17 protein-coding genes are annotated in these 23,475 nt (G+C 48.3%); 4 read left to right on the top strand and 13 right to left on the bottom strand.

Annotation, left to right across the window (positions count from 1 at the left end):
- The first annotated feature begins 991 nt into the window (after window positions 1–991).
- The 3 genes from SMSP2_RS00645 to SMSP2_RS00635 all read left to right on the top strand — a co-directional run bounded on the left by SMSP2_RS00645 (window position 992) and on the right by SMSP2_RS00635 (window position 4,780).
- Window positions 992–1,624: a LysE family transporter gene (locus SMSP2_RS00645; protein ID WP_146682102.1), complete on the top strand. Its 633-nt coding sequence runs from the start codon at window positions 992–994 to the stop codon at window positions 1,622–1,624.
- Between the two features lie 127 nt (window positions 1,625–1,751).
- On the top strand, window positions 1,752–2,765 hold the full coding sequence (locus tag SMSP2_RS00640; RefSeq protein WP_146682101.1) for an aldo/keto reductase: 1,014 nt from the start codon (window positions 1,752–1,754) through the stop codon (window positions 2,763–2,765).
- Window positions 2,766–2,791: 26 nt separating this feature from the next.
- Window positions 2,792–4,780 (top strand): sialate O-acetylesterase, encoded by a 1,989-nt coding sequence (locus SMSP2_RS00635; RefSeq protein ID WP_186804773.1) that lies wholly within the window; start codon window positions 2,792–2,794, stop codon window positions 4,778–4,780.
- Between the two features lie 17 nt (window positions 4,781–4,797).
- Here the strand turns inward: SMSP2_RS00635 and SMSP2_RS00630 are convergent, their stop codons facing one another.
- From SMSP2_RS00630 to SMSP2_RS00605, 6 genes are all read right to left on the bottom strand, one after another.
- On the bottom strand, window positions 4,798–6,609 hold the full coding sequence (locus tag SMSP2_RS00630; RefSeq protein ID WP_146682099.1) for a hypothetical protein: 1,812 nt from the start codon (window positions 6,607–6,609) through the stop codon (window positions 4,798–4,800).
- A gap of 313 nt (window positions 6,610–6,922) precedes the next feature.
- A complete protein-coding gene (locus SMSP2_RS00625; protein ID WP_146682098.1) occupies window positions 6,923–9,982 on the bottom strand; it encodes an FAD-dependent oxidoreductase in 3,060 nt (1,019 codons plus the stop codon).
- Between the two features lie 99 nt (window positions 9,983–10,081).
- Window positions 10,082–11,215: a sialidase family protein gene (locus SMSP2_RS00620; protein ID WP_146682097.1), complete on the bottom strand. Its 1,134-nt coding sequence runs from the start codon at window positions 11,213–11,215 to the stop codon at window positions 10,082–10,084.
- 20 nt (window positions 11,216–11,235) lie between these two features.
- Window positions 11,236–12,480, bottom strand: a complete 1,245-nt coding sequence (locus SMSP2_RS00615) for an Nramp family divalent metal transporter (protein ID WP_146682096.1) — start codon at window positions 12,478–12,480, stop codon at window positions 11,236–11,238.
- A gap of 32 nt (window positions 12,481–12,512) precedes the next feature.
- The gene (locus SMSP2_RS00610) at window positions 12,513–13,604 is read right to left on the bottom strand and encodes a sugar kinase (RefSeq protein WP_146682095.1); all 1,092 of its coding nucleotides are present in this window, start codon (window positions 13,602–13,604) and stop codon (window positions 12,513–12,515) included.
- 4 nt (window positions 13,605–13,608) lie between these two features.
- Entirely contained in the window at window positions 13,609–14,265 is a 657-nt protein-coding gene (locus tag SMSP2_RS00605) for a bifunctional 4-hydroxy-2-oxoglutarate aldolase/2-dehydro-3-deoxy-phosphogluconate aldolase (RefSeq protein WP_146682094.1), read from the bottom strand.
- 168 nt (window positions 14,266–14,433) lie between these two features.
- Between SMSP2_RS00605 and SMSP2_RS00600 the strand changes: the two genes are divergently transcribed.
- Window positions 14,434–15,567, top strand: coding sequence for a DNA-binding transcriptional regulator (locus SMSP2_RS00600; RefSeq protein ID WP_146682093.1), 1,134 nt, complete (start codon window positions 14,434–14,436; stop codon window positions 15,565–15,567).
- Between the two features lie 109 nt (window positions 15,568–15,676).
- On the opposite strand, the gene SMSP2_RS00595 is transcribed toward SMSP2_RS00600, so the two are convergent.
- The 7 genes from SMSP2_RS00595 to SMSP2_RS00565 all read right to left on the bottom strand — a co-directional run bounded on the left by SMSP2_RS00595 (window position 15,677) and on the right by SMSP2_RS00565 (window position 23,268).
- Window positions 15,677–16,045 (bottom strand): response regulator, encoded by a 369-nt coding sequence (locus SMSP2_RS00595; RefSeq protein ID WP_146682092.1) that lies wholly within the window; start codon window positions 16,043–16,045, stop codon window positions 15,677–15,679.
- A 28-nt stretch (window positions 16,046–16,073) separates the two neighbouring features.
- On the bottom strand, window positions 16,074–18,794 hold the full coding sequence (locus SMSP2_RS00590; protein WP_146682091.1) for a PAS domain S-box protein: 2,721 nt from the start codon (window positions 18,792–18,794) through the stop codon (window positions 16,074–16,076).
- Between the two features lie 14 nt (window positions 18,795–18,808).
- Complete coding sequence (locus tag SMSP2_RS00585) at window positions 18,809–19,324, bottom strand: chemotaxis protein CheD (RefSeq protein ID WP_146682090.1); 516 nt, start codon at window positions 19,322–19,324, stop codon at window positions 18,809–18,811.
- Window positions 19,325–19,528: 204 nt separating this feature from the next.
- Window positions 19,529–20,845, bottom strand: a complete 1,317-nt coding sequence (locus SMSP2_RS00580; protein WP_222566377.1) for a dihydrolipoamide acetyltransferase family protein — start codon at window positions 20,843–20,845, stop codon at window positions 19,529–19,531.
- An 8-nt stretch (window positions 20,846–20,853) separates the two neighbouring features.
- The gene (locus SMSP2_RS00575) at window positions 20,854–21,834 is read right to left on the bottom strand and encodes a pyruvate dehydrogenase complex E1 component subunit beta (protein ID WP_146684781.1); all 981 of its coding nucleotides are present in this window, start codon (window positions 21,832–21,834) and stop codon (window positions 20,854–20,856) included.
- Between the two features lie 7 nt (window positions 21,835–21,841).
- The gene (pdhA, locus tag SMSP2_RS00570) at window positions 21,842–22,819 is read right to left on the bottom strand and encodes a pyruvate dehydrogenase (acetyl-transferring) E1 component subunit alpha (protein WP_146682089.1); all 978 of its coding nucleotides are present in this window, start codon (window positions 22,817–22,819) and stop codon (window positions 21,842–21,844) included.
- Window positions 22,820–22,830: 11 nt separating this feature from the next.
- Window positions 22,831–23,268, bottom strand: a complete 438-nt coding sequence (locus SMSP2_RS00565; protein ID WP_146682088.1) for a pyridoxamine 5'-phosphate oxidase family protein — start codon at window positions 23,266–23,268, stop codon at window positions 22,831–22,833.
- Window positions 23,269–23,475 lie beyond the last annotated feature (207 nt).

Raw genomic sequence — 23,475 nt, 5'->3', positions numbered from 1 at the left:
AAAATATAACACTGCCGGTATGAGATGTCAATATAAATTTAAGGTTAAAACATTTTATCGGGCGGTTAAAAGATTTTAACCAAAATAAAAGTGTTATTATCAAGGTGTTATAGGAAAAAATAATTTTTTAAAAAAATCCTAAAACTGCCCCTGCAGATATCTCCGAAGTTAAGTTTCGAATGTAATGAGATTGTTATAATGCGAGAGTTCTGTATTTTAAACCATACGTGCAGCCTGATTTCACGATATGAGCGCGCAAAAAAAATCCCGGAGGGGGACAGCTCCGGGATCCAACTTCTTTTATTTAAATCTCTTAATTATGGGATTAGGGAAAAGGGAAAACGAAGAGTATCAGGAAGGCCCTGATTTGGGAGTGAGGCCTTCCTGTACTCATCTGATAGGGAAAAGGGAGAAAGAGATTGTGTTTCTTCAACTTCAAAGGTTACCATGGAGGTGAACCGGCTCTTCGATTCGGCCGCGGCTTCGTAAAAAAGCTTCCCCCGGCCGCAAAAAGCACTAACTGGTTTCTCCTTGATATAAAGACTCTAATCCCTTCTGCCGCTAAAGTAGGGAGCCAGGAAGGCCTTTTGGGATTGGGAATGAGGCCTTCCTGTACTCTCCTGATAGGGAAAAGGGAGAAAGAGATTGTGTCAATATCAGATATTATTACACGTATTATGTTTTAAAAGAACATAAAACGAGAGAATTACGAGCGGATAAAATCAACTAACTTATTTTAACTTACTTTCTCTCTCAAGCCGCTATAAAACCACTACGAATAAGCGACTCTTTAATGTTTATTGGAAATGTTTGTTTTACACTTCCTTCTTTCTGAAATAGAATATAACACATATGTTACACATAGTCAAACAAAAAAAATAATTTTTTGAAAATAATTGCAAAACACATTGTTTAAAGCGTTTAAAAGCACTTAAGCGAATTAAATTCATTGACACTAATCAAAATCTCCCGATAATAAACCGTGATTACTATGAACATACTTTTATTTTTAGCCAGTTCTTTTGCCATATCATGTTCTGGTGCCATGTCACCGGGACCGGTAACCGCCGCGGCGATAAGCCACGGCATGAAAAGCCGCCACAGCGGGCTTATGATAGCCCTGGGGCACGCGGTAGTGGAATTTCCCCTGATACTGCTTCTCACCGCGGGACTGGATACCCTGGTCAAAACCGATATTGCCCGCACGGTTACCGGCCTTCTCGGCGGCGCAATACTGCTTTATATGGCGTGGGGGCTGCTCAGCGACATTAGAAAAGGAGTACATGCGGAAAAAGCCGAAAATCCCGGCAGAAGCCCGTTTATCACGGGAATATTTCTGTCTATATCCAATCCGTACTTTCTGCTGTGGTGGGCTACTATCGGGCTTGGCCTGACAACCAGGGCAATAGGTTTCGGTTACTGGCTGCTGCCTGTCTTCGCGTTGGTTCACTGGCTGGCGGACCTGATCTGGCTGGAGCTGGTCACCTTTACGACAAATAAGGGTGCGGCTATCGCAGGGCGCAAAGGCATGACTGCCGCCCTTGCCGTTTGTGCAGTAATGCTGGCAGGATTCGGGCTTTACTTTGTCATAGACACGGTGAGCTTCCTTATATACGGGCAGTGAGTTTATCTTAAAAAGCGTGCCGCAAATGATTATACAAAAATTGAAAACTTTTAATCCGGCTTGAAATTACAGCCGTTCCGCAGTAAAATTCAGTAATTACAACCAGAAAACAGTTTAGGCAGATACTATGAAAAAAATAAGGCTTGGAAAAAGTGAACTAATGGTCTCACAGGTCGGTTTCGGCGGCATTCCGATCACACGTGTTTCTCAGCAAGAGGCGGAGAAATGTATCCACCGCTGCCTTGAGCACGGCATAAACTACATCGATACCGCAACCGGCTACGGTGACAGTGAAGAGAAGATCGGAAAAGCGATAAAGGGACGCAGAGACGGGCTTGTAATTGCAAGCAAAGCCCCGCCGACAGACGCCCGCTTTATGGCTGAATCCATAGATAAATCGCTTAAGCGAATGCAGATAGAAACGATTGATCTTTACCAGTTCCACTGCATCAAAGACCGGCAGGGACTCCAGAAATGCATTGAGCTGATGCCGGTAATGGAAAAGGCAAAATCTCAGGGTAAGATACGCCATATCGGCATAACAATTCACGGCGTGGATATCATCAAACCCATCGTCGAGACGGGCCTTTTCGAAACTGCAATGATAGCTCTGAATTTCATTGTCCGCGAGCCGCTGGAGTCGGCAGTTCCCGCCGCGGTCAAACACGATGTCGGCATAATAGCCATGAAACCCATGGCAGGCGGGCATATCGCAGACGCTTCACTGGCGTTTAAGTTTTTCAACGGCATGGATAATGTCGTGCCGCTTGTCGGCATAGAAAAACCCGAAGAAATCGACCAGATCGCCGCGACTATCGAAGAAGACGAGAAGCCTGACGAACGGGAGCTTGCCAAAATGGACAGGATACGCAGCGAATCGGGCGACCAGTTCTGCCGCAGATGTGAATACTGTATGCCGTGCCCGCACGGGGTGCAGATATTTCCGATTACGATATACGAATCTCTGGTTAAGCGGCTTCCGGTGGAAAAGGTTACCGATGAAAGCTGGAAAAAGATGATGAAAACCGTCGAAAACTGCACAGACTGCGGCCGATGCGAGCAAAAATGTCCCTACGACCTCAAAATCCGAGAAATACTCGCCCACAGCGCAGGACTCTACGAAAACCTAATCTCAAAATAAAAACAACATTTATTAAGGAATTAACCATGAAAAAGCAAATTTGTTGTATTATTGTTAGTCTTATAATTTTAACCGGCTCTGTATTTGCGCAGATTGAACTTAATTCCGTCTTTGACAGCGGCATGGTGCTTCAGCGGAATACTACAGTCAATATCTGGGGAAAGGCCTCTGCCGGAGCCCAGGTAACAATAACGGGCAGCTGCATGGTTAATCCGGTTACTGTACGTGCCGGCAGCGGCGGCCAATGGCAGGCCGGGCTTGAGACAAAAGGCGCCGGCGGGCCTTACAATCTGATTATAACAGACCGCAAAGACAACAGCGCTATCGAACTAACCGATATACTCTGCGGCGAGGTATGGCTGTGCAGCGGCCAGTCGAACATGGCGATGAGCGTAGGAAACTCTAATGATGCCCAGGAAGAAATCGCCAACGCGGATTACCCGAACATCCGGCTGTTTCAGATCCCAAGACTATCAAGCCCTGACAAGCAGGACGATGTTAACGCAAAATGGCAGGTATGCTCACCAGAAAACATACCCGATTTCAGTGCGGCGGGGTATTACTTTGGCCGTAAACTGCATAAAGAGCTCAATGTTCCGATAGGCCTTATCCATTCTTCATGGGGCGGCTCCAGAATAGAGGCATGGATACCTACTCTCGGCTATGAAGACCTGGACAGGCTCAGCGGCATCTATGAAGAGATAAAGGCCAAAACCCCGGGCAGCAGCGAATACAACAGCAAGCTCAAAGAAGCGATGGCAAGTGTTGAAAAGTGGCAAAAAGAAGCCCTCCAGGCTCTAAAAGACGGCAAGGCCGTAAACGACCTGCCGGCGGTCTCGTTGAACCTGCAGCAGGGCAACCACGGCATACAGGGCCTCTACAACGCAATGATCCACCCGATAGTACCATATACAATCAAAGGGGTAATCTGGTATCAGGGCGAGTCAAACAGGCTCGACGGTATGCTTTACTACGAGAAGATGAAAGCCCTGATCGGCGGCTGGAGAAGTGTCTGGAACCAGGGCGATTTCCCCTTCTATTACGTGCATCTGGCTCCGTACAGATACGCAGATGATGAATGGCTCCCGCTTGTCTGGGAGGCTCAGCTGCATTCGCTGACTATACCCAACACCGGCATGGCGGTAACCAACGACATCGGAAATTATCAGGATATCCACCCAAAAAACAAACAGGACGTGGGCAAGAGGCTCGCCCTGTGGGCACTGGCAAAAGACTACGGAAAAACGGCTCTGGTATATTCCGGCCCGTTGTTCAAATCTGCCGATTTCGCCGGCGGCAAAGCCGTTGTAAAATTTGACCACAGCGGCAGCGGCCTGACCACACGTGACGGCAAAGCCCCCGACTGGTTTGAAGTTGCCGGAGACGATGGTGTGTTCCACAAGGCCAACGCCGAAATAACAGGCAAAGATACAGTGACTGTATGGTCAGAAGAAGTTACTTCTCCGAAAATCGTTCGCCTCGGCTGGAACAAAAGGGCAACGCCGAACCTGATGAATAAAGAAGGCCTGCCCACACCCGCTTTCAGCAGTGACATACAAACGCGGCTTCTGCCAGAGGGCGAGAACTTCGCTCTGAACAAACCGTACACCTGCACAAATGAAAATACACACGGCACGGCGTGGAGACAGGGACTCAACGACGGCAGCTGGGCAGAAAACTCTGTAAACTGCTTCGCGTCAAATGAGAGCGACAAATTCCCCAAATACGCGACAATTGATCTTGAACAGATAAAAACCGTAAGCAAGGTATATATCGGCGTGCCGGCGTTTGGCTCTACGCGAAACGTAGAGATACAGCTCAGCACCAACGCAAAGGACTTTAAAACCGTCGGCAAATATGAATTCAGCCTTAAAAAGAGCGAAAAGGCATTGATTTCATTCCCGCCGCAACAGGCTCGCTACGTCAGAGTCGCCTATCTGGACACCTACAAAACTCGCGTCAATTACAATGAAAATTTCGTATTCACTACCGAGGTAGAGGTTTACAAAGAATAATAAGCCAATGATATTCTTTACCGGCAGAGATGCTGATACTCGAGGTTACACTGTAGCCAGTTTTGCGCCATAACTGCAATATCTGCAAAATCTACCCGGCAGTCTCCGTTTGCATCGCCCTCTATTTCTTCGAGGCAGGCGTTGTTGTCAACACTGTTCATTCTGACAATCGCCTCAAGAAGGCCTTTCTCGCCGTACTGGAAATAACAGTAAGCTCCGCCAGAGGTTACAGTGCCGGCAAGATACAATGTTCCATCGCCTGTCTGGCTGTAGATCGGAATGTAGGGCTGAACGCCCCAGCTGTCCGGCCATCCATCGAAAAATCCAAATCTCGCAGGGTCGTTTCTTTGGTCCCAGGCATCGCCTTTGAGAGGCTCTGAAGGCGGCTCTTGTGAATCAAGGCTGAATCCCTTCCACTTAGAAGGCCATGCCTCGAAAAAGTTATAACGCATCAGCTCAGCGTTGGGACCGCCGATACCTATGATTGCATTGCCGTATTCATCCATCGTCAGCATCGCCGCGATATTGCCGTCAGGCGTGTAATCGTAAAAGTGCAGTTCATCTCTTGCAGTGCCGTTTCTGTCAAGGACAAGCCCTTTTTTTCGTTCACTTGCCTTATAGCTGCAAATACTTATTTCCTGCAAATCTACAGTAGCTGCGAGCTCACCGCCGGGCGAGAGTATTGGAAGTATTACCCTGTTGCTGATACCGCTTGAATCGGCCGACTGCTGAGGTGGCGACCAGTTCACATCCGCAGACACCAATGAAGGGGGAACAGCAAGCCCCCACCAGTTCCAATTACGGATATTCACAGAGCCGCCCGCGTCGGGGACGGTTACCTCGGCGTTTTCGCTGTAGGTATCAGTGCCGGCTCCGTCGGAAATCGTGGTTGTGAAGATGCTCTGGTCGGAATCGCCGAAAATTGATCGGATTCTGATCTCTTCTTCGTCATCATTATCAGAGATGCTTCTTCGTATCCATTGAAGTATGTTGCTGTCGGATACGTAGTCATCTATCATTGTTATTCGGCCATCTGCATCATAATCCAGATAAGCACTCAAGAGCGGGTTCTCATAATAGCCGTCACAGTCATTGTCAAGACCATTACTTATCATTACCAACCGGCCTTGCTCGTTATATCCAAAACTGAACTGGCCGATATGATCATGTTCACGCAGGCAGTAGCGGATTGATACCAGCCGGTTATTCGTATCATATTCAGCGGACACTTCTACATCCTTGTTTGGATCTGAATAATTGGTATATTTTATATTTCTGGGTACTTTACGCTGCTGCCGGGGGCAGTCATCACAGTAATTTGAAGAACTTATGCCGCCCATTACCGCGCCCATTGGCCCGCCGGCCATCATCTGGACTTCTGTAAGTCTGCCTAGAGAATCATACTGAAAAGTAAAAAAATCACTCGGCTGATCCGGGTCTTTGTTTACCTGCTCTATTTGGATTATCCTCCCCTGGCTGTCATATTGAGCTGAAGCAGCAGTTTCGCTTGTATCTGTAGAAACAGATGTTCTGGTTATCGTTTCCACAGCATACTGATTAAGCCCGCCGGTGAGGATGCACTGCATTTGAGAAACGGCCTGCGGAGTTGAATAACCTGAAGTGTAATAAAACGAATCTCCTACCGCAGGATCCCACAGACTGCCGTAAATATTCCATCTCAAGGACTCGCCGGTACCGTCGGGACTGTTAAACAGAGAAACCCCGGCAAGGCTCTCCGGTGGAACAGAGGCACTGAAAGACTGTGACCAAGACATAACAAATGCAATGAAGATTAAAAACGCGATCTGTGATTTGATTGAAGTTTTCATTTTCTTACCCGTGCTAAAATTTAGATTTAACTTATCAGGCGGGATAAGAATCAATGAATTAAAGCATGTCAGGAGGGGTATCCCACCTTATTTTATATGCATTTAACAATTGTTATTATACACCCTTAATCTTAGAAAATCAAGCAATTACTCAAAATCAACCGCAATCAACTGAAAAACACGGAAACCAAAACCTGGCATATACACACAGATTTTTCAAAACACTTACTGATAAACGATTTAAAAAATATTTACAGCAAGCGAACACTCGGTGTCAGTTCAATAAAACTTACTTGCAGCTCAGGGTTAATTATCAATCCTGGTTCTGCCGAAGGATACTTACAGCGTGACGGGAATAAAGCCCCCGAAGGTCTTTGGCGTATTCTTCGAGAATCTTTCTGCCAAGGCCGTTGTAGTCGCCGCACCTGAAAAGCGCCCTTGCCAGGACAATTTCCCGCAGAGACAGAGATCTGTCGGTAAAATACTTTCTTTCTTCTGACTGTATGTCATCGAGCGTTACCGTATGGCCGGTCATACCCTCTTTACCAAGCAGCTCGGCCAGAGGTCTGGCGGCCCTTTTATCGCCTAACGTCTCAAAAGCCACAGCAACCGCGCGGTAATGCGAAAACTGGGATTTGCCGCCCAGCCGGCGGGTCTTTTCAATTATCGGCTCAATCGCGCGTTTGTCTCCTGTTCTGCCCAGAGCTATTATCACACTGTCCAGGTAACTCATACTGGCGCCGAACTGGCCCATACCTGTGAAGTTCCAGCCCTCGTCCCATGGATTTTGAGAAACGTATTCAATAAGATAATCCGCGCTGAAGTGATCGTTCATAACACCCAGAATATGGGCATAAACCAGCTTCTCCTCATCATTTTCGGCATTTCTGTATGCCTCACGAAGCAGAGGGATTGAGTCCTGCGGCCTCTCAAGTATATGGCCCAGGCCCTCGTAGTTTTCAGTTACCTTAGCCACTTTGTCCTCGAGTTCTTCGAGAGTCAGCGGAGCAGACTCTTTTTCTTCGAGAATACCCGCCGGGATGCAGCCCTTTCCAACAAGATGCATCTGCAGCCGGCGTATATCAATATCACGTACTGAACATTTGGCTTTTACCGCCATCGCCGCTGCCGCACCGGCGGCATAACCCTGATTCTGGATATCCGGCTGCATACGCACAAGCGGTATGGAATCGCGGTGTGCACTTATACCAAGGCCGGTAACGAGCATATTATCCAACGCTTTGGGGATAAGGCATCGATAGGGCACACGAACCTCAATCGCCTTTTTATCGGGGGCTTTGAGCATGAAAAACGGGTGTATTGTATAGCCGTGAGAATCGAAATTGCTCCTGCTCAAATTTATTGTATCGTCAAACGTCCTGTCATTTATAACGTCTAACGGATCCAGCTCATAATCGCCGACAATCCTGCGACGCTCGCGTGAATCTATGATTGTTGAAAGGTCATAATGTTCGCTGAACTTCTCCCTGGCGCCGATAAAAGCACGCCAGACATCGAGCATATCAGCCTCGTTGACAAATGTATAGTCGGTGTTGGTGTACCAGGGTGTATTTTTGCCAGTGTTGTGAATATCTTTGTAAGGCAGGCCCGTCCCCTGCATCGCCGCGTGTTCGGCGTCTGTGTAGTTATAGTCAGCCCCCGCCGCGATAGCTATATCCGCGCTGCCGGTGCTGTCGATAACCACATCACAAAGAACAACGCCCCTTCCGTGCGGCGTTGCGACGATGACGCCTCTGGTCTTATCGTTTTCAACCAATGCGCCGCAGCCTGTTGCGTTAAACCATATCTCGCCGCCGGCTTCGAGAATCTCTTTTCGAAACCATTCCATGCGATACTCTGCGTTCCAGACATCAACATAATTGTATTTGGGAACCTGTCCCTTTGGGCCCATGGATTTTACGCCTTCGTCGATTTCGGCAGTAAACCCGGCTCTGTTGCCGTACCAGTAGATACCGATCATGCCCAGAGTGCTCACGCCGCCCAGACCGTTCTGATACTCAACAACCAGCGTTTTCATACCGTTTCTGGCAGAAGATATCGCCGCAGGAGCGCCGCCGGTTCCGCCGCCGACCACTACCACGTCATACCGGCCAAGTACAGGGATATTCCGTTCAGTGCTTTTTATAGACGCCTGCGGAGCCTGGGTCATTCGCAGTCCGGATAAAACTTCACGAAGTTCGCCCCGATTACTGCCGCGTGCGGGCAATTGAGGCAAAAAGTCCGCCTTTTCGGGCATCTTAATTTCAACCCGGGCGGATGACTCTTTCGCCGCGGCTCTGCCGATTCTTTCGCCCACCAGCATCAGATTAACAGGGCGAATAAGTTTTTTTGCCAGATTCCTCTCCAGGTCTGCGCATCCGCCAAGCACGTAGAGATTATCAGCATTTTCGGGCCTGAAACAGTCAAGGCTTACCGAGTCGGCTGCGAATGAGCCTGACAGCCTCTTTCGGCAGACTATGCTTTCCTGCAGCACATAATAAAGCTGCGCTGACGCGTCAAACTGATCAGGGCTCCATGTCGCATCGCGGGCCCTCTGCTGAGCTTTGGCAAAAGATTCAAAGGATTGATCAGGCATAGGCAAACTCAGCGTGTACTCGATCATGTTTCCGTCCCAGTCTTCGGGCGGCCCGACTTTCCAGGCTTTACCTTCGGTCTCGGGAACCTTCTCAAGCCTTGGCTGCCAGTGCGGCGACTTGAGAGCTCTGGAGGATACAATATTCTCGTTCACAGCCGCAGTCCCGCCCAGAACCACACGTTTAAACTCACCTTTGCCGTCGGCTGCGGCCCTGACCTTTACACCTGCCATGCGAGCCATCGCGGCGTTGCCGGTGGCATCGATTACGGTTTTACAGAGAATCACCTGCCTGCCGGAGCGGTTGACAATGCACACCCCGACAAGCTCGCCTCCCTCGGAAAAGACAAGATCGCAGCCGTACGTTGAAAACAGAAAACGCACACCCGCATTAAGCAGGGCGTTTTCAAGTGTTCTTTTTACGTGCATCGGCCGCGGCGTTACATATCTTCCAGAAGATTCATCCGTTTCATCAGCGGCGTAAATCTTTTCAGCCAGACTGTTAAGAGGCTTTTCGCCATCTTCGAGCCAAAGCTGGTACGTAGAACACATATCATCGCCAAGGTATGTTGCCCCGCCCGCAAGAAAGACAGATGCCCCCTCTCGGGCTGCCGCGATTGCCGCGGAGACACCGCCGGTAGAGCCGCCGACAACAACAACGTCAACAGAGTCTATCACGGGGATATCGCGGGCGGTTTCTTTAACAGTTTCCGGATAACCGGAAAATACAGGTTGTATTGAGATAAACAAAGCCAGGATAAGCAACTTAAACTTTAACATAGCTATTTCTTTCGTATTAAAGAACTGTCTGAAAACTGCCGTACAATTATAAATATGATATTTTTACCAGTCTGCCTCAACTTCTGAATACACAGAAATTTATTCAACCGAATTATCCGCCGTCGAGTTAACCGGCACCCTGAACCTGGTTTTACCGGATACGGCTTTGCCCGCAATAACATCTTCTTCGGTAAATACCGCCATCAGAATATCCTGATCCCCTGTTCGGGAATAATCATAAGTAATATAGATTCGACCGTCATTTACCTGCTGACCGTCCGGGTATGAAACGCCCTCACGCTCGTCAATCATCAGCCCGCCCTGCCAGGTTTTACCGTCATCTTTAGAAATAAACGCCATAAGCCGGCTGCGGCCTGTACGTTCGTCAATCGGGCCGTGCTTGACCAGAAGAAGATTACCTGAATCCAGCCGCCTGATGAAAAATCTCGCGGATGGATGCGATATCTCGCAAGGTTCTAACTCCGGCCAGGTCTTTCCGCCGTCATCTGAAACGCTTTCGCCGATACCGTATTTTGTCCTGACAAGCATCCACAGAGAGCCGTCTTTACGCTCAACAATCATATGTTCATCGAAACTGCGTACATCCACCGGCACATTGCAGGCTCCGATAACCTCAAGACTGCGTCCGCCATCATCAGAGGCAACCGCCCTGGCGCTGTAATCTGTTTCTCGCCAGGTAGATGCGGATAGCAGCCATCGGCCGCTTGAAAGAACAGTTGGCTTGCACATCATGATACCCTCTGTCAGCCGCCGCGGCGAAGACCACTTTGCGCCGCTGCTATCAGGCTCGTTTGTAACCATCGCCCAGACACCGGCATGAGGGTTCATCTTATCATGGGCAAAATGCTGCGCCCAGAACAGCCACAATTTCCCCTGCGGGTCTAACCAGATTTCAGGGTCAAACGCCCTTACCGGCCCGGCTCCGTCCGGATCGATGATTAAAATTTCCTGCCAGTTTTTGCCTCCGTCGCCGCTGGTTGCCAGAACGACATAATTGTTTTTATCTTCCCCCGCTGTCGGGCCCGCGTACCAGGTAACCCAGATACGCCCGCCGGGGCTTACCGCGAGACTGGGAATTCCCTGAAACTTACGGCTTTCTATATTCTGATAGTTTTCATCTCCCGGATAAATAACATCCGGCGCGTTGAAAAAAGTTTTAGCCTGAACCTGCACACACATAAAAACCGCCATAATTAAACAAAAGCGAAACATAAATCAACTCCATAACTTTGTTAAAAGAAATCTTTTAAACCTAACAATGCGATATATGACATTACCAGAGAATACGCGAATGCAAGCACCAGACCGCTGTTGAGCAGCCAACCGGCACGGTGCTGCCGCATCTCTCTGCTGTTTACGAGATATATAATACATCCTATCACCAGAGGCAAGACGAATACCTGCGATACCTGGGTCGCGATCTGGGCCGCGATCGGATTGGCTCCGAGTATCGGCACAGTTAATCCGATCAATGCCGCTGCCGCGGTCAGACAGCGGAACATAACAGAACGCGTTACCATCCGGCCTTTATTATAATCGGATATCAGCAGAGGAGCAACCATCATTATCGGAAGCATGGAAGATAGCCCGGCGCTGAGTGTACCCGCCAGAAACAGAGCAACGGCAAACCTGCCCGCAAACGGGCTGAGGCTGTTTGCCATATCCAGTACATTTGTTATTACCTTACCCTCTTTGAACAGTGCGCCCGCAGCGCAGAGCATAATCGAGCCGCTGACAACAAACATCATCAATGCTGAAACGGCTGCATCCTTCTGCTGCTGAGAAAACCCGCCGTTTGACCAGCCCTTACTCTTTACCAACAGAGGTCTTACAACGAAAGTGGGCGCTGCCATAGTCGTACCGACAAAAGCCGCTATCATTAGTTTAGCCCCTTCAACATCGGGGATAGAGGGAATAAATCCGCCGGCGATCTCTGAAGGAGACGGAAGCACTATAAACATAGAGACAATAAAACTGACGGCTAAAATAGTTACAAAAAACACCAGAACTTTCTCAAAAAGAGAATATGTCCCAAACCACAGCACTATATACATGGCCGCCATAATAATAACTGCTATTATCAGCCCCGGCCAATATCCCCCCTGCTCAAATGAGGGGAAAAACAGCCGCAGCGTTTCATAAACCGCCGCAGACGACAAACCTACCAGACCGGAAAGACAGCACCACTGGCCGACACTGACTCCGGCAACAGCAAGAACGGCGAAGAATTTTCCAAACTTCAGCTTAGTCTTGAAACTGTGAATAGCGGTATCTCCGGTTACCACCGCATACCTGCCGTAAGCCTCCATCAATACCCACGAAAACAGGCAGCTCAAAGCCAGAACCCACAAAAGCTCAGTGCCGAACTGCGAGCCGGCCTTGCTCATCGAAGTAACGCTGCCCGTGCCAATCGTATATCCTATGCAGAATATCCCCGGCCCTACAGAGAGCAGAAGCAGCCATATCTTTTTAAACATAACAAAATCCCCGCTTAAAATTTCAAAATTATTTATCTTACAACCCTGCCCGCGGCGTTACCTGCCGCGAGAGTCTCTATTTCTTCTCTGGTATTAAAATTATAGTCTCCTGATATCGTATGTGCCAGACAGGAAGCGGCGGCGGCGTAATCAAGCACCTCCTGCAAATCCGCGGCCTTTTCAGTATTGAGAGCATAGATCAGCGCCGCGGCAAAGGAATCTCCCCCGCCGACTCTGTCAACGATATGAGTGATGCTGTAAGGGCTGTATCTGCCGTCTTTCAGCGGAGCATAATAAGAATCTTTCTCAGTACAGTCATAAAGCATCGCCCCCCAATTGTTATGCGAAGCGGATATGTTTTGCCTTAGCGTGGTCGCGATTTTGGTGATATTTGGAAACATCCCGGCTATCTGTGCGGCTGTCTGCTTATACTCCTGAGCATCAATTCTGCCGCTGTTAATGTCTGTATTTGCCGGTTGAATCCCAAGAACACTCGAGGCGTCTTCCTCGTTAGCAATCAACACATCCACATAAGCCAGCAGACTCTCCATTGTGCAGCGTGCCAGCTCTGCCGGCGACATCGACGGATCCCAACGCCAGAGCTTACTTCTGAAATTGAGATCACATGAAACGCTCAAGCCTTTTTCTTTGGCTTTTTTAACCGAATAAACCGCCGCCTCAGCCGCAAGTTTAGAGAGCGAAGGTGTTATTCCGGTAACATGAAACCAGCCGGCGCCTTCAAATACAGATTCCCAGTCATATTGAGAAGGCTCGGTCAGGGATATCGCTGAATACGCCCTGTCGTATATCACTCTGGAGGGCCTTTGATTTGAGCCGTTTTCGGTGTAGTACAAACCCAGTCGCCCGGCGTTATTCACGACAACACCGGACGTATCTACACCTATTGCCCGCAGCTGTGCCAGGCAGGCATCAGTGATGTCGTTTCGGGGCAGTGAAGTCACAAACGACGCGCTGCCTCCCATATATGCTATCGAGGCGGCGACATTGGCCTCGGCTCCGGCAAAGGACATCGTCATTGTTCCGGGCAAAGCCTGGCGGAACCTGAGAAAACCGGCAGGAGAAATTCGCCCCATTATTTCACCGAAAGTAACTACTTTTTTCACTGTATCAGTCTCCGTTTACTGAACTGCAATTTCGTATCTTTTCCACAGCGTTGAGGCATCTGGTTTTAATTCCTTCCCAGTTTCCCGCGGAAATCAATGAGCTGGGAGCGAGCCAGGAGCCGCCGACCGCAAAAACTATATCTTCTTTGAGATAATCCATAAAGTTCTCATCTTTGATCCCGCCCAATGGCATGAACCTGAGCCCTTTATGCATATAGGGAGCTGCCATGCATTTTAGATATTTAATTCCTCCAAGCGGCTCTGCGGGAAAGAATTTAAGATACCGGCAGCCAAGCTCAACGGCCTTTTCTATATCAGAAGGCGTACAAACACCCGGCGCAAATGGCAGATTAGCCTGGGATGCCCTCTCAACCACCGCAGGGTTGAGCCCCGGGGCAACTGCGAATCTGGCCCCGGCCTGACAGACACGTTCTACCTGTTCACAAGTAAGAACGGTACCTGCACCCACAAGAATCTCCGGATAATTTCGGCTGACTGTTTCGATGGCTGAAAGAGCGTTTTCTGTGCGTAAAGTCAGCTCAATACACTTTATACCGCAATCAAGCAGGTTTTGAGCAAGAATATGAGCCTGATCAGCTTGCTCAACTACGACTGTGGCAACAATCCTGCATTCGGAAATTTCTTTGAACACATCAGACATTACTGCGAACCCTGTAAATAATCAAATAATATTAGATTTAGCACGCTTAAGATGTATATTATAGTAAATCAGACAGCAGTTTAAACACCTTTCTGCGTATCAAAAAAACACCATATTACGACACATTTGAATTTGTAATCCACTTGCCTGAATGTTATAATTGATTTGATGAAACACCAGAAAAAAATTGCATTGCTTATAGAGACATCAACCTCCTACGGTAGAACACTCATCAGGGGAATTCTCAAGTATGCCAATGCCGCCGCATCCTGGGTGTTTTATAATGAGCCGCGAGGATTTGCTGACGCCCTGCCCGAGGCGGCTGTACATGATTTTGACGGTTTAATAATGCGGGATACACCTGATAATATGAAACTGCTCAGACTCGGCATCCCGGCGGTGGTATCGATCCGTCACGAAAAAAGTATAAAAGGTGTCCCGAACATTGTAAGCGATTCCCGGCTCATAGGCGAAATGGCTGCTCATTATATGCTTGAAAAAGGTTTTGAGAACCTTGCCTATTGCGGCTTTGATAACATGCCCTGGTCGCACGAACGCCAGGAAGCATTCATCCAAACCCTGCCGCGGGGAAAGGAGATACACTGTTTTCAGCAGAAGAAAATATCAGACTATGGAAAACAGATGCAGGAGCTTGCCGACTGGCTCAAATCTCTGCCCAAACCTGCGGGGCTGATGGCCTGCAACGATGTCAACGGGGCCTCCATTATAGAAGCCGCCAAACTTGCCGATGTTAAAATACCCCAGGAAGTATCCATACTGGGGGTGAACAACGACGATATGATCTGCGAGATGGTATCACCGCAGCTCTCAAGCATATCTCTGGACATTGGCAGGGCGGGATACGAGGCGGCCAAGACTCTTGACCGTATGCTTACCGGACGGTTCAACGCAGTTGAAGATATAATAATAAAGCCAATAAAAGTAATAACACGGGAATCAACCAATATACCTTTGTTAAGAGATCCGGATGTTGCCGCGGCACTGCATTATATCACCAAGAACAGCAGGAGCCATTTGCAGGTAAACGATGTGGCCGCCAATGTAGGTATCAACAGACGAAGTCTCGAAAGAAAGTTCAGAAAAGTACTCAATAGAACGGTTTATGATGAAATCAAGAGAAGCAGAATTGAGTTAATGAGCAAAATGCTCAAAGAAACAGACATCTCGATATCTGAGATAGCCTACAATATGGGTTTCAACGATGCTAACCACATAGCAAGGTATTTCAAGCTGGAAACCGGCATCTCACCCCATAAGTTCAGGCAGATATACAGTGAATAATGTCCCACTGAAGTCAGGTTGAAAAATCCGGCTCATGTGCCGCTGAACGAAATGCCTGAAATGCCCTTAAGCTGCCGCGGCTGGGGCTTAAAGTTAATCCGGCTGAGAATTAATTCTCTGTTAATTTTTTTATTGCGGGAATAAGGTCTGAGCGGGCGTTTTCCTTTAATATATAGGCAGAGGCCCCCGCTGATTTCATTCCCTGAATATATTCGCATTTATGATGAACTGAAAGTGCCAGAATCTTCAAATCAGGTATTTCAGCCTTAATTCTTGCCGCGGCTTCGATCCCGTTCATCAACGGCATACTTATATCCATCAGGACAATATCCGGCCTTTTTTCCCGCACCGCATCAAGAGCATAAATACCGTCATTGGCTTCGCCTACAACCTCAATATCCGGTTCTTCGGATATTAATTCGCTGATGCCTTCTCTGATGATGTCGCTGTCGTCAACCAACAAAACTCTAATAGCCATAAATATAACCTGTATTACTTTAAACAGTTTATCTGTGAGGTACCTGTAAAACAATCCGTGTTCCGCCGCCCGGCAGGTCTTCTATCTCAAGTTTTCCATCGTGCTGAAGCAGACGCTCCTCGATTGAAAGCAGCCCGAAACCGCCCATACTTACATCATTCTCTTCGAAGATGGTTTTCTTGAACCCTTTCCCATCATCCTCTACAGTTATAACAACGTTATCGCCGAGCCTTTCTTTCACAACTTTCACATTATTAGCCTCCGCGTGCTTTATAACATTTGTCAAAAGCTCCCGTACTGAACGGTAGAGTATCAGCCGCAGCTCCTCATCAAGGATCCTCACATCGCCATTATCCTCAAATGTAGTTGAGATGCCGTGTTTTTCTTCTACTTCTTTTTTAAGCCATTCTCTAATAGAAGCGGCCAGCCCCAGCTCTGTAAGCATGGGGGTTTTGAGATCAAACAGCATGTATCTCAACCGGTGAATGAGATCTTTGGTTTCTTTTTCGAGCCTTTTAACGATTTTTACATATTTCTCTGAAGTATTATACTCCAGCAAGTCAGAAAATTTCATGTTCAAATAGACAAGTATCTGCAACGCGTCATCGTGAATCTGTTCGGCGATTTTCTTCTTTGTCTGTTCCTCAAGCATCGAGAACCTGAACGCCAGCTTGTGAAGTTTCTCATTTGTCCGGTCAAGCTGCGCGGTTCTGCGCTTAACCCGTTCTTCAAGCTCCCGGTTTAATTCTTCCTGCTCTTTTTCTTTCTGCTTTTGAGCGGTCATATCTTTGAGAATGCAGTGAGTCTGCTTGAAATTACCGTGCCGGTCGTGCCCTATCTTTCCATCTATTGAGACCAGCACGCTCCTGCCGTCTTTTCGGATGATCTCGAAATTTTTATCAACCATCTCGCCGTCTTTTTTGAAAGCGGCAAAACATTGCTCAAAATACTCTTTACTCTCCGGCGAAAGTAAATCTACAAATAGTTCCCCCCGCATCTGCTCTATAGAGTACCCTGTCAGCTCTGACCATGCAGGGTTGGCCTTTAATATACGGCCGTCTTTATCCAGCGACTGATACCCCAGAGGAGACCGCTCATAAGCATGTCTGAACCGCTCTTCGCTTTCACGCAGCATCCTCTCATGGTTGACCTTTTCGGTTATATCACTGTAGGAAGCGACCACTTCGCCGGAGGGCAGCTTGAACAGATAGTTCTTACGCCAGCCCCAGCCCTTGAGCCGCGGGTTTTTGTATTTGAACGGCGGGATGTCCTCTGCAGTACCCGTTTTATAAACATGTCTCAGGGATTCCCTGAAACCCAAATCCGCAAGACCGGGGAAAACCTCAAGGACTCTCCTGCCTATAACCTCATCTCTGATGAGTTTCTCGGTTTTTTCTACTGCGAGGTTAATATCCTTTACGATAAAATCATTTCCATCTTCCACAGCTTTGTATATTGCAATGCAGTTGGTTGTGCACCTGAAGAGCTCTTCAAAAAGCTGCTTGCTGACCTGCAGCTCTCTTTTGCTTGACACGAGCTGCTGATTTGCCGCACGGAGCTGCTGCTCGCCCGCCATAAGCTGCTGATTTGCCGCACGGAGCTGCTGTTCGTTCGCCGCAAGCTGCTGATTGGCGGCCCGAAGCTGCTGGTTCGACGCTTTGAGCTGCTGTTCACTTGAAACAAGCTGTTGATTAGCCGCCCGAAGCTGCTGTTCAGTGGCCCTGAGCTGCTGGTTGGCAACTTTGAGCTGCTGATATGATTCAATCCGAGCTGTAACATCAATGTAAGTGGTTACTATTTCACCGGAAGAGAGCTTAAATATATAGCTCTCCCGCCAGCCGCTTATCCGCTCATCCTGGTATTTAAACGGCGGAAGATACTCTGGAACACCGGTTTCGAGCACCTTGACTGATGCCTCAAAAAAGCTGCTATCCTGAACACCGGGGAATACCTCGGTCATTCTTTTACCTATAACCTGCTCTTTATCTATGCCCTCCGTTCGCTGTGCGGAAGGATTAAAACCCTTAAATACAAAATCTTTGCCGTCAGCTGTCGGCTCATAGATCGCTATACAGTTTATGGCCCTTTCAAACATTTCCTCAAATAAATTCTTTTCAACGATCAGCTGCTCATTTTTGGAACGAAGCTGCTGATTAACAGCCCTTAACTGCCTGTCTGAATCTTTTAAATTCAGTGTATTAATAATGTTCTGCGCCACTATAGAAACCCGGGAGGCAAGGGAGTTGAGCAGTTTTCTCTCCTCCTTGAGAAATGGCCCCTCATCACAGGCAGGCATCTCTTTGAGATAATACACCTCGAGACTGCCATGTTTGCCGCAATCTTTTGTTAGATCCGCCGAGATACACCAGTCGGTCTGCTTAAAGTTCTTTGATGTAAAAACTTTATCGCCATAGATTACTCTTACGGCTGTTATATCCGGATACTGAAATCCCTGGGGTATCAATTCGGTCAGAGAACGGAAAATTTTATCTATGTCATTGCCGGCTTCCTCTGAAATTTTAGAAAGACCGTACATGCAGTTAAGCTCCTTGACACGTTCTCTGAGGTCGCGGTTCTTTTTCTCAAGTTCCTGCTCAATGCTGCGAAGCTGCTGTTCGGCCGCCCGCAGTTGCTGATTAGCAGCTGAAAGTTGCCTGTTTTCCGACAATAATTCACATGTCTCGCCGCAACCGTCTGACCCTGGAATTGAAGACTTGTCGTCATCTTTAAATTTTTCATTGTCAGTCATTTAAGGCACCTTTTCTAAATATAAGAAACAAAATCAGCGTTTTGCCCGGGCCCTCTTAGTGTTATCATATCGCTATCATCGCCCTGGGAGCAAAAAACTGATCCGCTTGATGTGTCAAGGTAAACTCTTTTTCTCTCTGTTCCGCCAAGGAAACTCGAAACTACATTTATACCTTTCTCGTCCATAATCTTTAAGACAGAGTTTATGTTGGCCTCGCATATTGTATCATCGTGACGTTTAAGCACATTTGCCGCTCCGACGAGGAACACCTCTAAATTCCCGGTATCTGTGCCCGCTTCAGAAAACAGCTCTAACATGTTAGAAATTGCGTCTTCTGCATAAAAAGTACCGGAAAGTCTGGCGTTTTCAGGGGCCATGCCCGGGAGCATTATGTGTGCAATTCCACCTGCACCTGATGCAGGATCGTATGCAACTACTGCAATACACGAACCTAACGCAAGGCTTCTAAGCACTTCACCGCCACAGGAGACTTTAACATCACCCGTATTTACGTCTATAATATTTTGCATTTGTTCCCCCCGATTCAACTTAAACAGCAGATCGGCTGTATGTTACTCATAACCACTATAATTTAACGAAATCATATTGATTATTTGGAATGATATAAACATATCAGCAAAATGTCAACCTGTTTTTCACCTTTTCGAGCTATTCGTGTGGTAAAATTTGTTTGCCGGTTAAAAAATTGCTAAAACATGACTTACAAGCAAATATCAATAGAATGCCGATATCGGCTCCTCTATGAAACGCTTGAGGTCGCTTAGAAACGCAGCGCCGGCGGCTCCGTCAATAACCCTGTGGTCACAGCTCAATGTCAGCGACATCATCGGCCCGGCAGTTATATTACCCGCCGCATCAATAACCGGTTTATCCGTTATCCTGCCGACGGCAAGTATCGCCGAGGCGGGCGGGTTTATTATAGCCGTGAATTCGTCAATGCCGTAAGAGCCGAGGTTGCTTATCGTAAATGTATTTCCCTCGTACTGTTCCTTCTTAAGCCCGCCGTTTCCGGCAAGCTCTATAAGCCCGGCAAGCTCGCTCTCTATCTCCATGATGCCTTTACTGCCGCAGTTACGCACTACAGGCGTTATAAGCCCGTCTTTGACAGCCACCGCAAGCCCAACATCTACGCTGCCGTGCCGGACGATCTTGCTCTCCGCCCACGACGAGTTAACCACAGGATGATGCTTGATGGCCTCGGCGGCGAGCTTGATAAGGAATGAATTGAAAGATATCTTTTTCGAAGAATCCAGTTTGAGCTTTTCGCGGGTTACGATCAGCTCACTGGTGTTTACGTCCACCTTCAGATAGTAATGAGGAGCGGAGAATTTTGATTCTGAAAGCCGACCGGCAATAGCCTTTCGCATTGAGCTTACAGGCACTTCCTCGTCTTGCAAGCCGGCAGTTTCACGGAGGGCTCTCGGGTCTGCTTCTTTTTTCTCGGGCTTACTGTCTTTCTTGATTGCCTGTTCGACATCCCGCACCACGACTCTGCCCGCAGGCCCGGTGCCGCTGATAGATGAAAGTTCTAACCCGTGCTGTTTGGCGAGTTTCCTTGCCAGCGGCGTTGACTTGACTTTGTTTTTTATATTTTCATCTTTGGGTTTTTGTTTCTTTTGCTCAGTTTTCTTTTTCGGCTCTGGTGATTCCTGTTTGCCCTCTTCGCTGCCGGTATTCTCTTTCTTTTCAGGCTTTTCTGAATCTTCTTTAGCCTCTTCTTCAGATGGCTGCTCTTCAGAACCGGCCTGCGGCTCCTGTTCAGGCTTTTTATCCTGGGAAGAAACATCTTCGCCCTCTTCGCCTACCATGGCGATGACTTCTCCAACCGCCGCTTCGCCCCCCTCTTCCACGACTATTTTAAGCAGAGTCCCCTCTTCCGGGCATTCGTACTCCATTGTTGCCTTGTCTGTCTCTACTTCACAGATCACCTCTCCCTCGCTGATTTTATCGCCGGTTTTTTTGAGCCATTTTGTTATCACTCCCTTTTCCATGGTTGGTGAGAGTGCCAGCATTTGTATCTGTTGAGCCATTATCTACCTCAATTTAAATATAAAACTTTTTCAACGGCGGAAAATATTTTGTCCTGTGTCGGCTGAGCCGCCAGCTCCAGCGTATGTTCGTACGGCATTGGGATATCTTCGCTGCTGACCAGCTCCACCGGTGCGTCGAGCATATCAAAGCACCTGTTGCCTACCAGCCACGCAACATGAGAGCCGACACTTGCAAACGGCCAGGACTCATCAACCACAATACAGCGGCCGGTTTTGCTGACGGATTTAACTATTGTATCCTCATCAAGCGGCTTTATGCTGCGAAGGTCTATCACCTCGGCATCGATATCGTCTTGCTCAAGTGCTTTGGCAGCTTTCAAAGCCATGTGAACAACCTTGCCGAAGCTGATTATAGTCAAATCCTCCCCGCTGCGTTTGATATCCGCCTCTCCAAAACCGATAAGATACTCATCCTCGGGGACTTCACCCTCGAGCCCGTAGAGCAGCTCCGCTTCCATAAAAATCACAGGGTTATCGTCCCGTATCGCGGTTTTGAGCAGCCCCTTAGCATCATAAGGCGTGCACGGCGAAACTACCTTAAGCCCCGGCACGTGCGCATAAATCGAGGCGATCGCCTGGGAATGCTGGCACGAGAGCCATTCGGCAGGGCCGTTGGGCCCGCGGAAAACTATCGGAAGGCTGAACTGGCCGCCTGACATATAACGCATCTTCGCGGCGTTGTTGATTATCTGATCGAGCGCCTGTATCGAGAAATTAAAGGTCATCCACTCAACTATCGGGCGAAGCCCCGCCATCGCCGCACCTATCCCGATACCGGTAAAGCCTTCTTCGGTTATCGGCGTGTCAATGACCCGCTTATCGCCGTACTTGTCCCACAGTCCGCGGCTGACCTTGTACGCTCCGTTATACTGGGCGACTTCCTCACCCATCAGCAGTACATTTTCATCACGCTGCATTTCTTCGTCCATTGCCTGTCTCAAGGCTTCTCTAAAAGCAATTTTTGGCATCATACACCTATGCGAATACGTCTTCAAACATTGTTTTCAGTTCCGGCCGCTTGCTCTTTTCGGCAAACTCCACAGAATCCTTGGCCGCATTTTTCATCTCATTATCGAGCTTTTTGTATTCCTGCTCATCAAGCAGGCCCGCTTCTGTCATTCTGTCTTTGAGTATAACAATCGGATCCTGATTTTTGTATTCCGCTACTTCATCTTTAGTTCTGTATTTTGCAGGATCGCTCATCGAATGACCCTGATAGCGATACGTTTTCATCTCGATAAGTGCCGGCACATTATCTTGGCGCACCTGAGAGGCCGCCTCGACAACATTGTCATACACTTCCAGAGCGTCCATCCCGTTGACTTCCCTGCCGGCCATTCGGTAAGAATCCGCCATCTTATAAAGCTGCGGCTGCGAGGAAACCCGGCGGAAGTCCGTACCCATACCGTAATGGTTGTTCTCGCAGATATATACCACCGGCAGTTTCCAGACACTGGCCATGTTGAGAGTTTCGTGAAAACTGCCCTGATGTATAGCGCCGTCACCGAAAAAGCACAGAACAACACCCGGCTCCTCATGATATTTTATCTTAAGTGCCATCCCCGCCGCCAGCGGAATATGCGCACCCACAATACCATGCCCGCCGTAAAAATGCTTATCCGCATCGAATAAATGCATCGAGCCGCCCTTGCCGCGGCTGCACCCGTCTATCCTGCCGAAAAGCTCCGCCATTACAGTATCAGGCGACATGCCCACCGCCAGCGCATGGCCGTGATCCCTGTAAGCCGTTATTATGTAATCATTTTCAAGATTCACCGCCGCGACCGAGCCCGCCGCGACCGCCTCCTGCCCGATATAGAGGTGACAGAAACCGCCGAACTTTCTAAGCCCGTAGGCCTGGGCGGCCTTTTCTTCGAAACGGCGGATGCGCATCATCGTCTTGAGCAAATCTTGCAGCAGCGATTTATCGTATTTTTTTAAATCTTCTGACATAGCACCACCGGTTAAAATTTAACTCTCTCTCTGATACCCTTCATAGGCCTGAACCACGTGCCCTCTTTTATAACGGTTTCCAGGACTATAAATTCTTCCTTTTCGGGGTTCGCCTTCCAGAATACCGTAAGCCGCGGCCCGAGTATATCGAATATCTCGCTTTTGAGTGCGGGGTTGTCAACAGCCGTGACGGTGCCCTTAAGATTGACAACTTCAGTCAAGCCGCGGGTCTGGAGCATCCATTCAACTTTCGGAGAGGATTCAATATCAATCGTTTTTGCCGAGCCGGGCGCGGTTACAGCGTAGATACATCCCGGCCTTTGTTTAAGGATCAGCGGCGTGAGCCACCTCATGTGCGGCGTTCCGTCAGCCGTGGCGGTCGAGAGTATTCCGGCTTTGGAATCCTCAAGAATAATATCTACCCTGTTGAGCATTTCCTGCGGAGTCATTGCTATCCTCCAATAATAATATTATTTATTCCATCAGTTCTTCGCAGTATAACATGCAGCCGGAGAAAAATCAAACACTATTTTACTACTGGGAAATCCGGCTTTCCGCCGGCAGCCGGATAAATTACTCCAATTTCAAAAGCTATGCATGTAATTTTAAATTGCATCTCAAATATGGCTGCAATATTAACTGAAATCTCTTTAAAA

Origin of the sequence: Limihaloglobus sulfuriphilus (genome assembly GCF_001999965.1) — a bacterium.
GTDB classification, from domain to species: domain Bacteria; phylum Planctomycetota; class Phycisphaerae; order Sedimentisphaerales; family Sedimentisphaeraceae; genus Limihaloglobus; species Limihaloglobus sulfuriphilus.
Note: the sequence above shows the minus strand (reverse complement) of the source record. Positions and strands in the feature narration are given on the sequence as shown.

Coding starts and splice junctions, on each gene's coding strand:
- SMSP2_RS00645 (WP_146682102.1), top strand. CDS start 992: ATGAACATACTTTTATTTTTAGCCAGTTCTTTTGCCATATCATGTTCT.
- SMSP2_RS00640 (WP_146682101.1), top strand. CDS start 1,752: ATGAAAAAAATAAGGCTTGGAAAAAGTGAACTAATGGTCTCACAGGTC.
- SMSP2_RS00635 (WP_186804773.1), top strand. CDS start 2,792: ATGAAAAAGCAAATTTGTTGTATTATTGTTAGTCTTATAATTTTAACC.
- SMSP2_RS00630 (WP_146682099.1), bottom strand. CDS start 6,609: ATGAAAACTTCAATCAAATCACAGATCGCGTTTTTAATCTTCATTGCA.
- SMSP2_RS00625 (WP_146682098.1), bottom strand. CDS start 9,982: ATGTTAAAGTTTAAGTTGCTTATCCTGGCTTTGTTTATCTCAATACAA.
- SMSP2_RS00620 (WP_146682097.1), bottom strand. CDS start 11,215: ATGTTTCGCTTTTGTTTAATTATGGCGGTTTTTATGTGTGTGCAGGTT.
- SMSP2_RS00615 (WP_146682096.1), bottom strand. CDS start 12,480: ATGTTTAAAAAGATATGGCTGCTTCTGCTCTCTGTAGGGCCGGGGATA.
- SMSP2_RS00605 (WP_146682094.1), bottom strand. CDS start 14,265: ATGTCTGATGTGTTCAAAGAAATTTCCGAATGCAGGATTGTTGCCACA.
- SMSP2_RS00600 (WP_146682093.1), top strand. CDS start 14,434: ATGAAACACCAGAAAAAAATTGCATTGCTTATAGAGACATCAACCTCC.
- SMSP2_RS00595 (WP_146682092.1), bottom strand. CDS start 16,045: ATGGCTATTAGAGTTTTGTTGGTTGACGACAGCGACATCATCAGAGAA.
- SMSP2_RS00590 (WP_146682091.1), bottom strand. CDS start 18,794: ATGACTGACAATGAAAAATTTAAAGATGACGACAAGTCTTCAATTCCA.
- SMSP2_RS00585 (WP_146682090.1), bottom strand. CDS start 19,324: ATGCAAAATATTATAGACGTAAATACGGGTGATGTTAAAGTCTCCTGT.
- SMSP2_RS00580 (WP_222566377.1), bottom strand. CDS start 20,845: ATGGCTCAACAGATACAAATGCTGGCACTCTCACCAACCATGGAAAAG.
- SMSP2_RS00575 (WP_146684781.1), bottom strand. CDS start 21,834: ATGCCAAAAATTGCTTTTAGAGAAGCCTTGAGACAGGCAATGGACGAA.
- pdhA (WP_146682089.1), bottom strand. CDS start 22,819: ATGTCAGAAGATTTAAAAAAATACGATAAATCGCTGCTGCAAGATTTG.
- SMSP2_RS00565 (WP_146682088.1), bottom strand. CDS start 23,268: ATGACTCCGCAGGAAATGCTCAACAGGGTAGATATTATTCTTGAGGAT.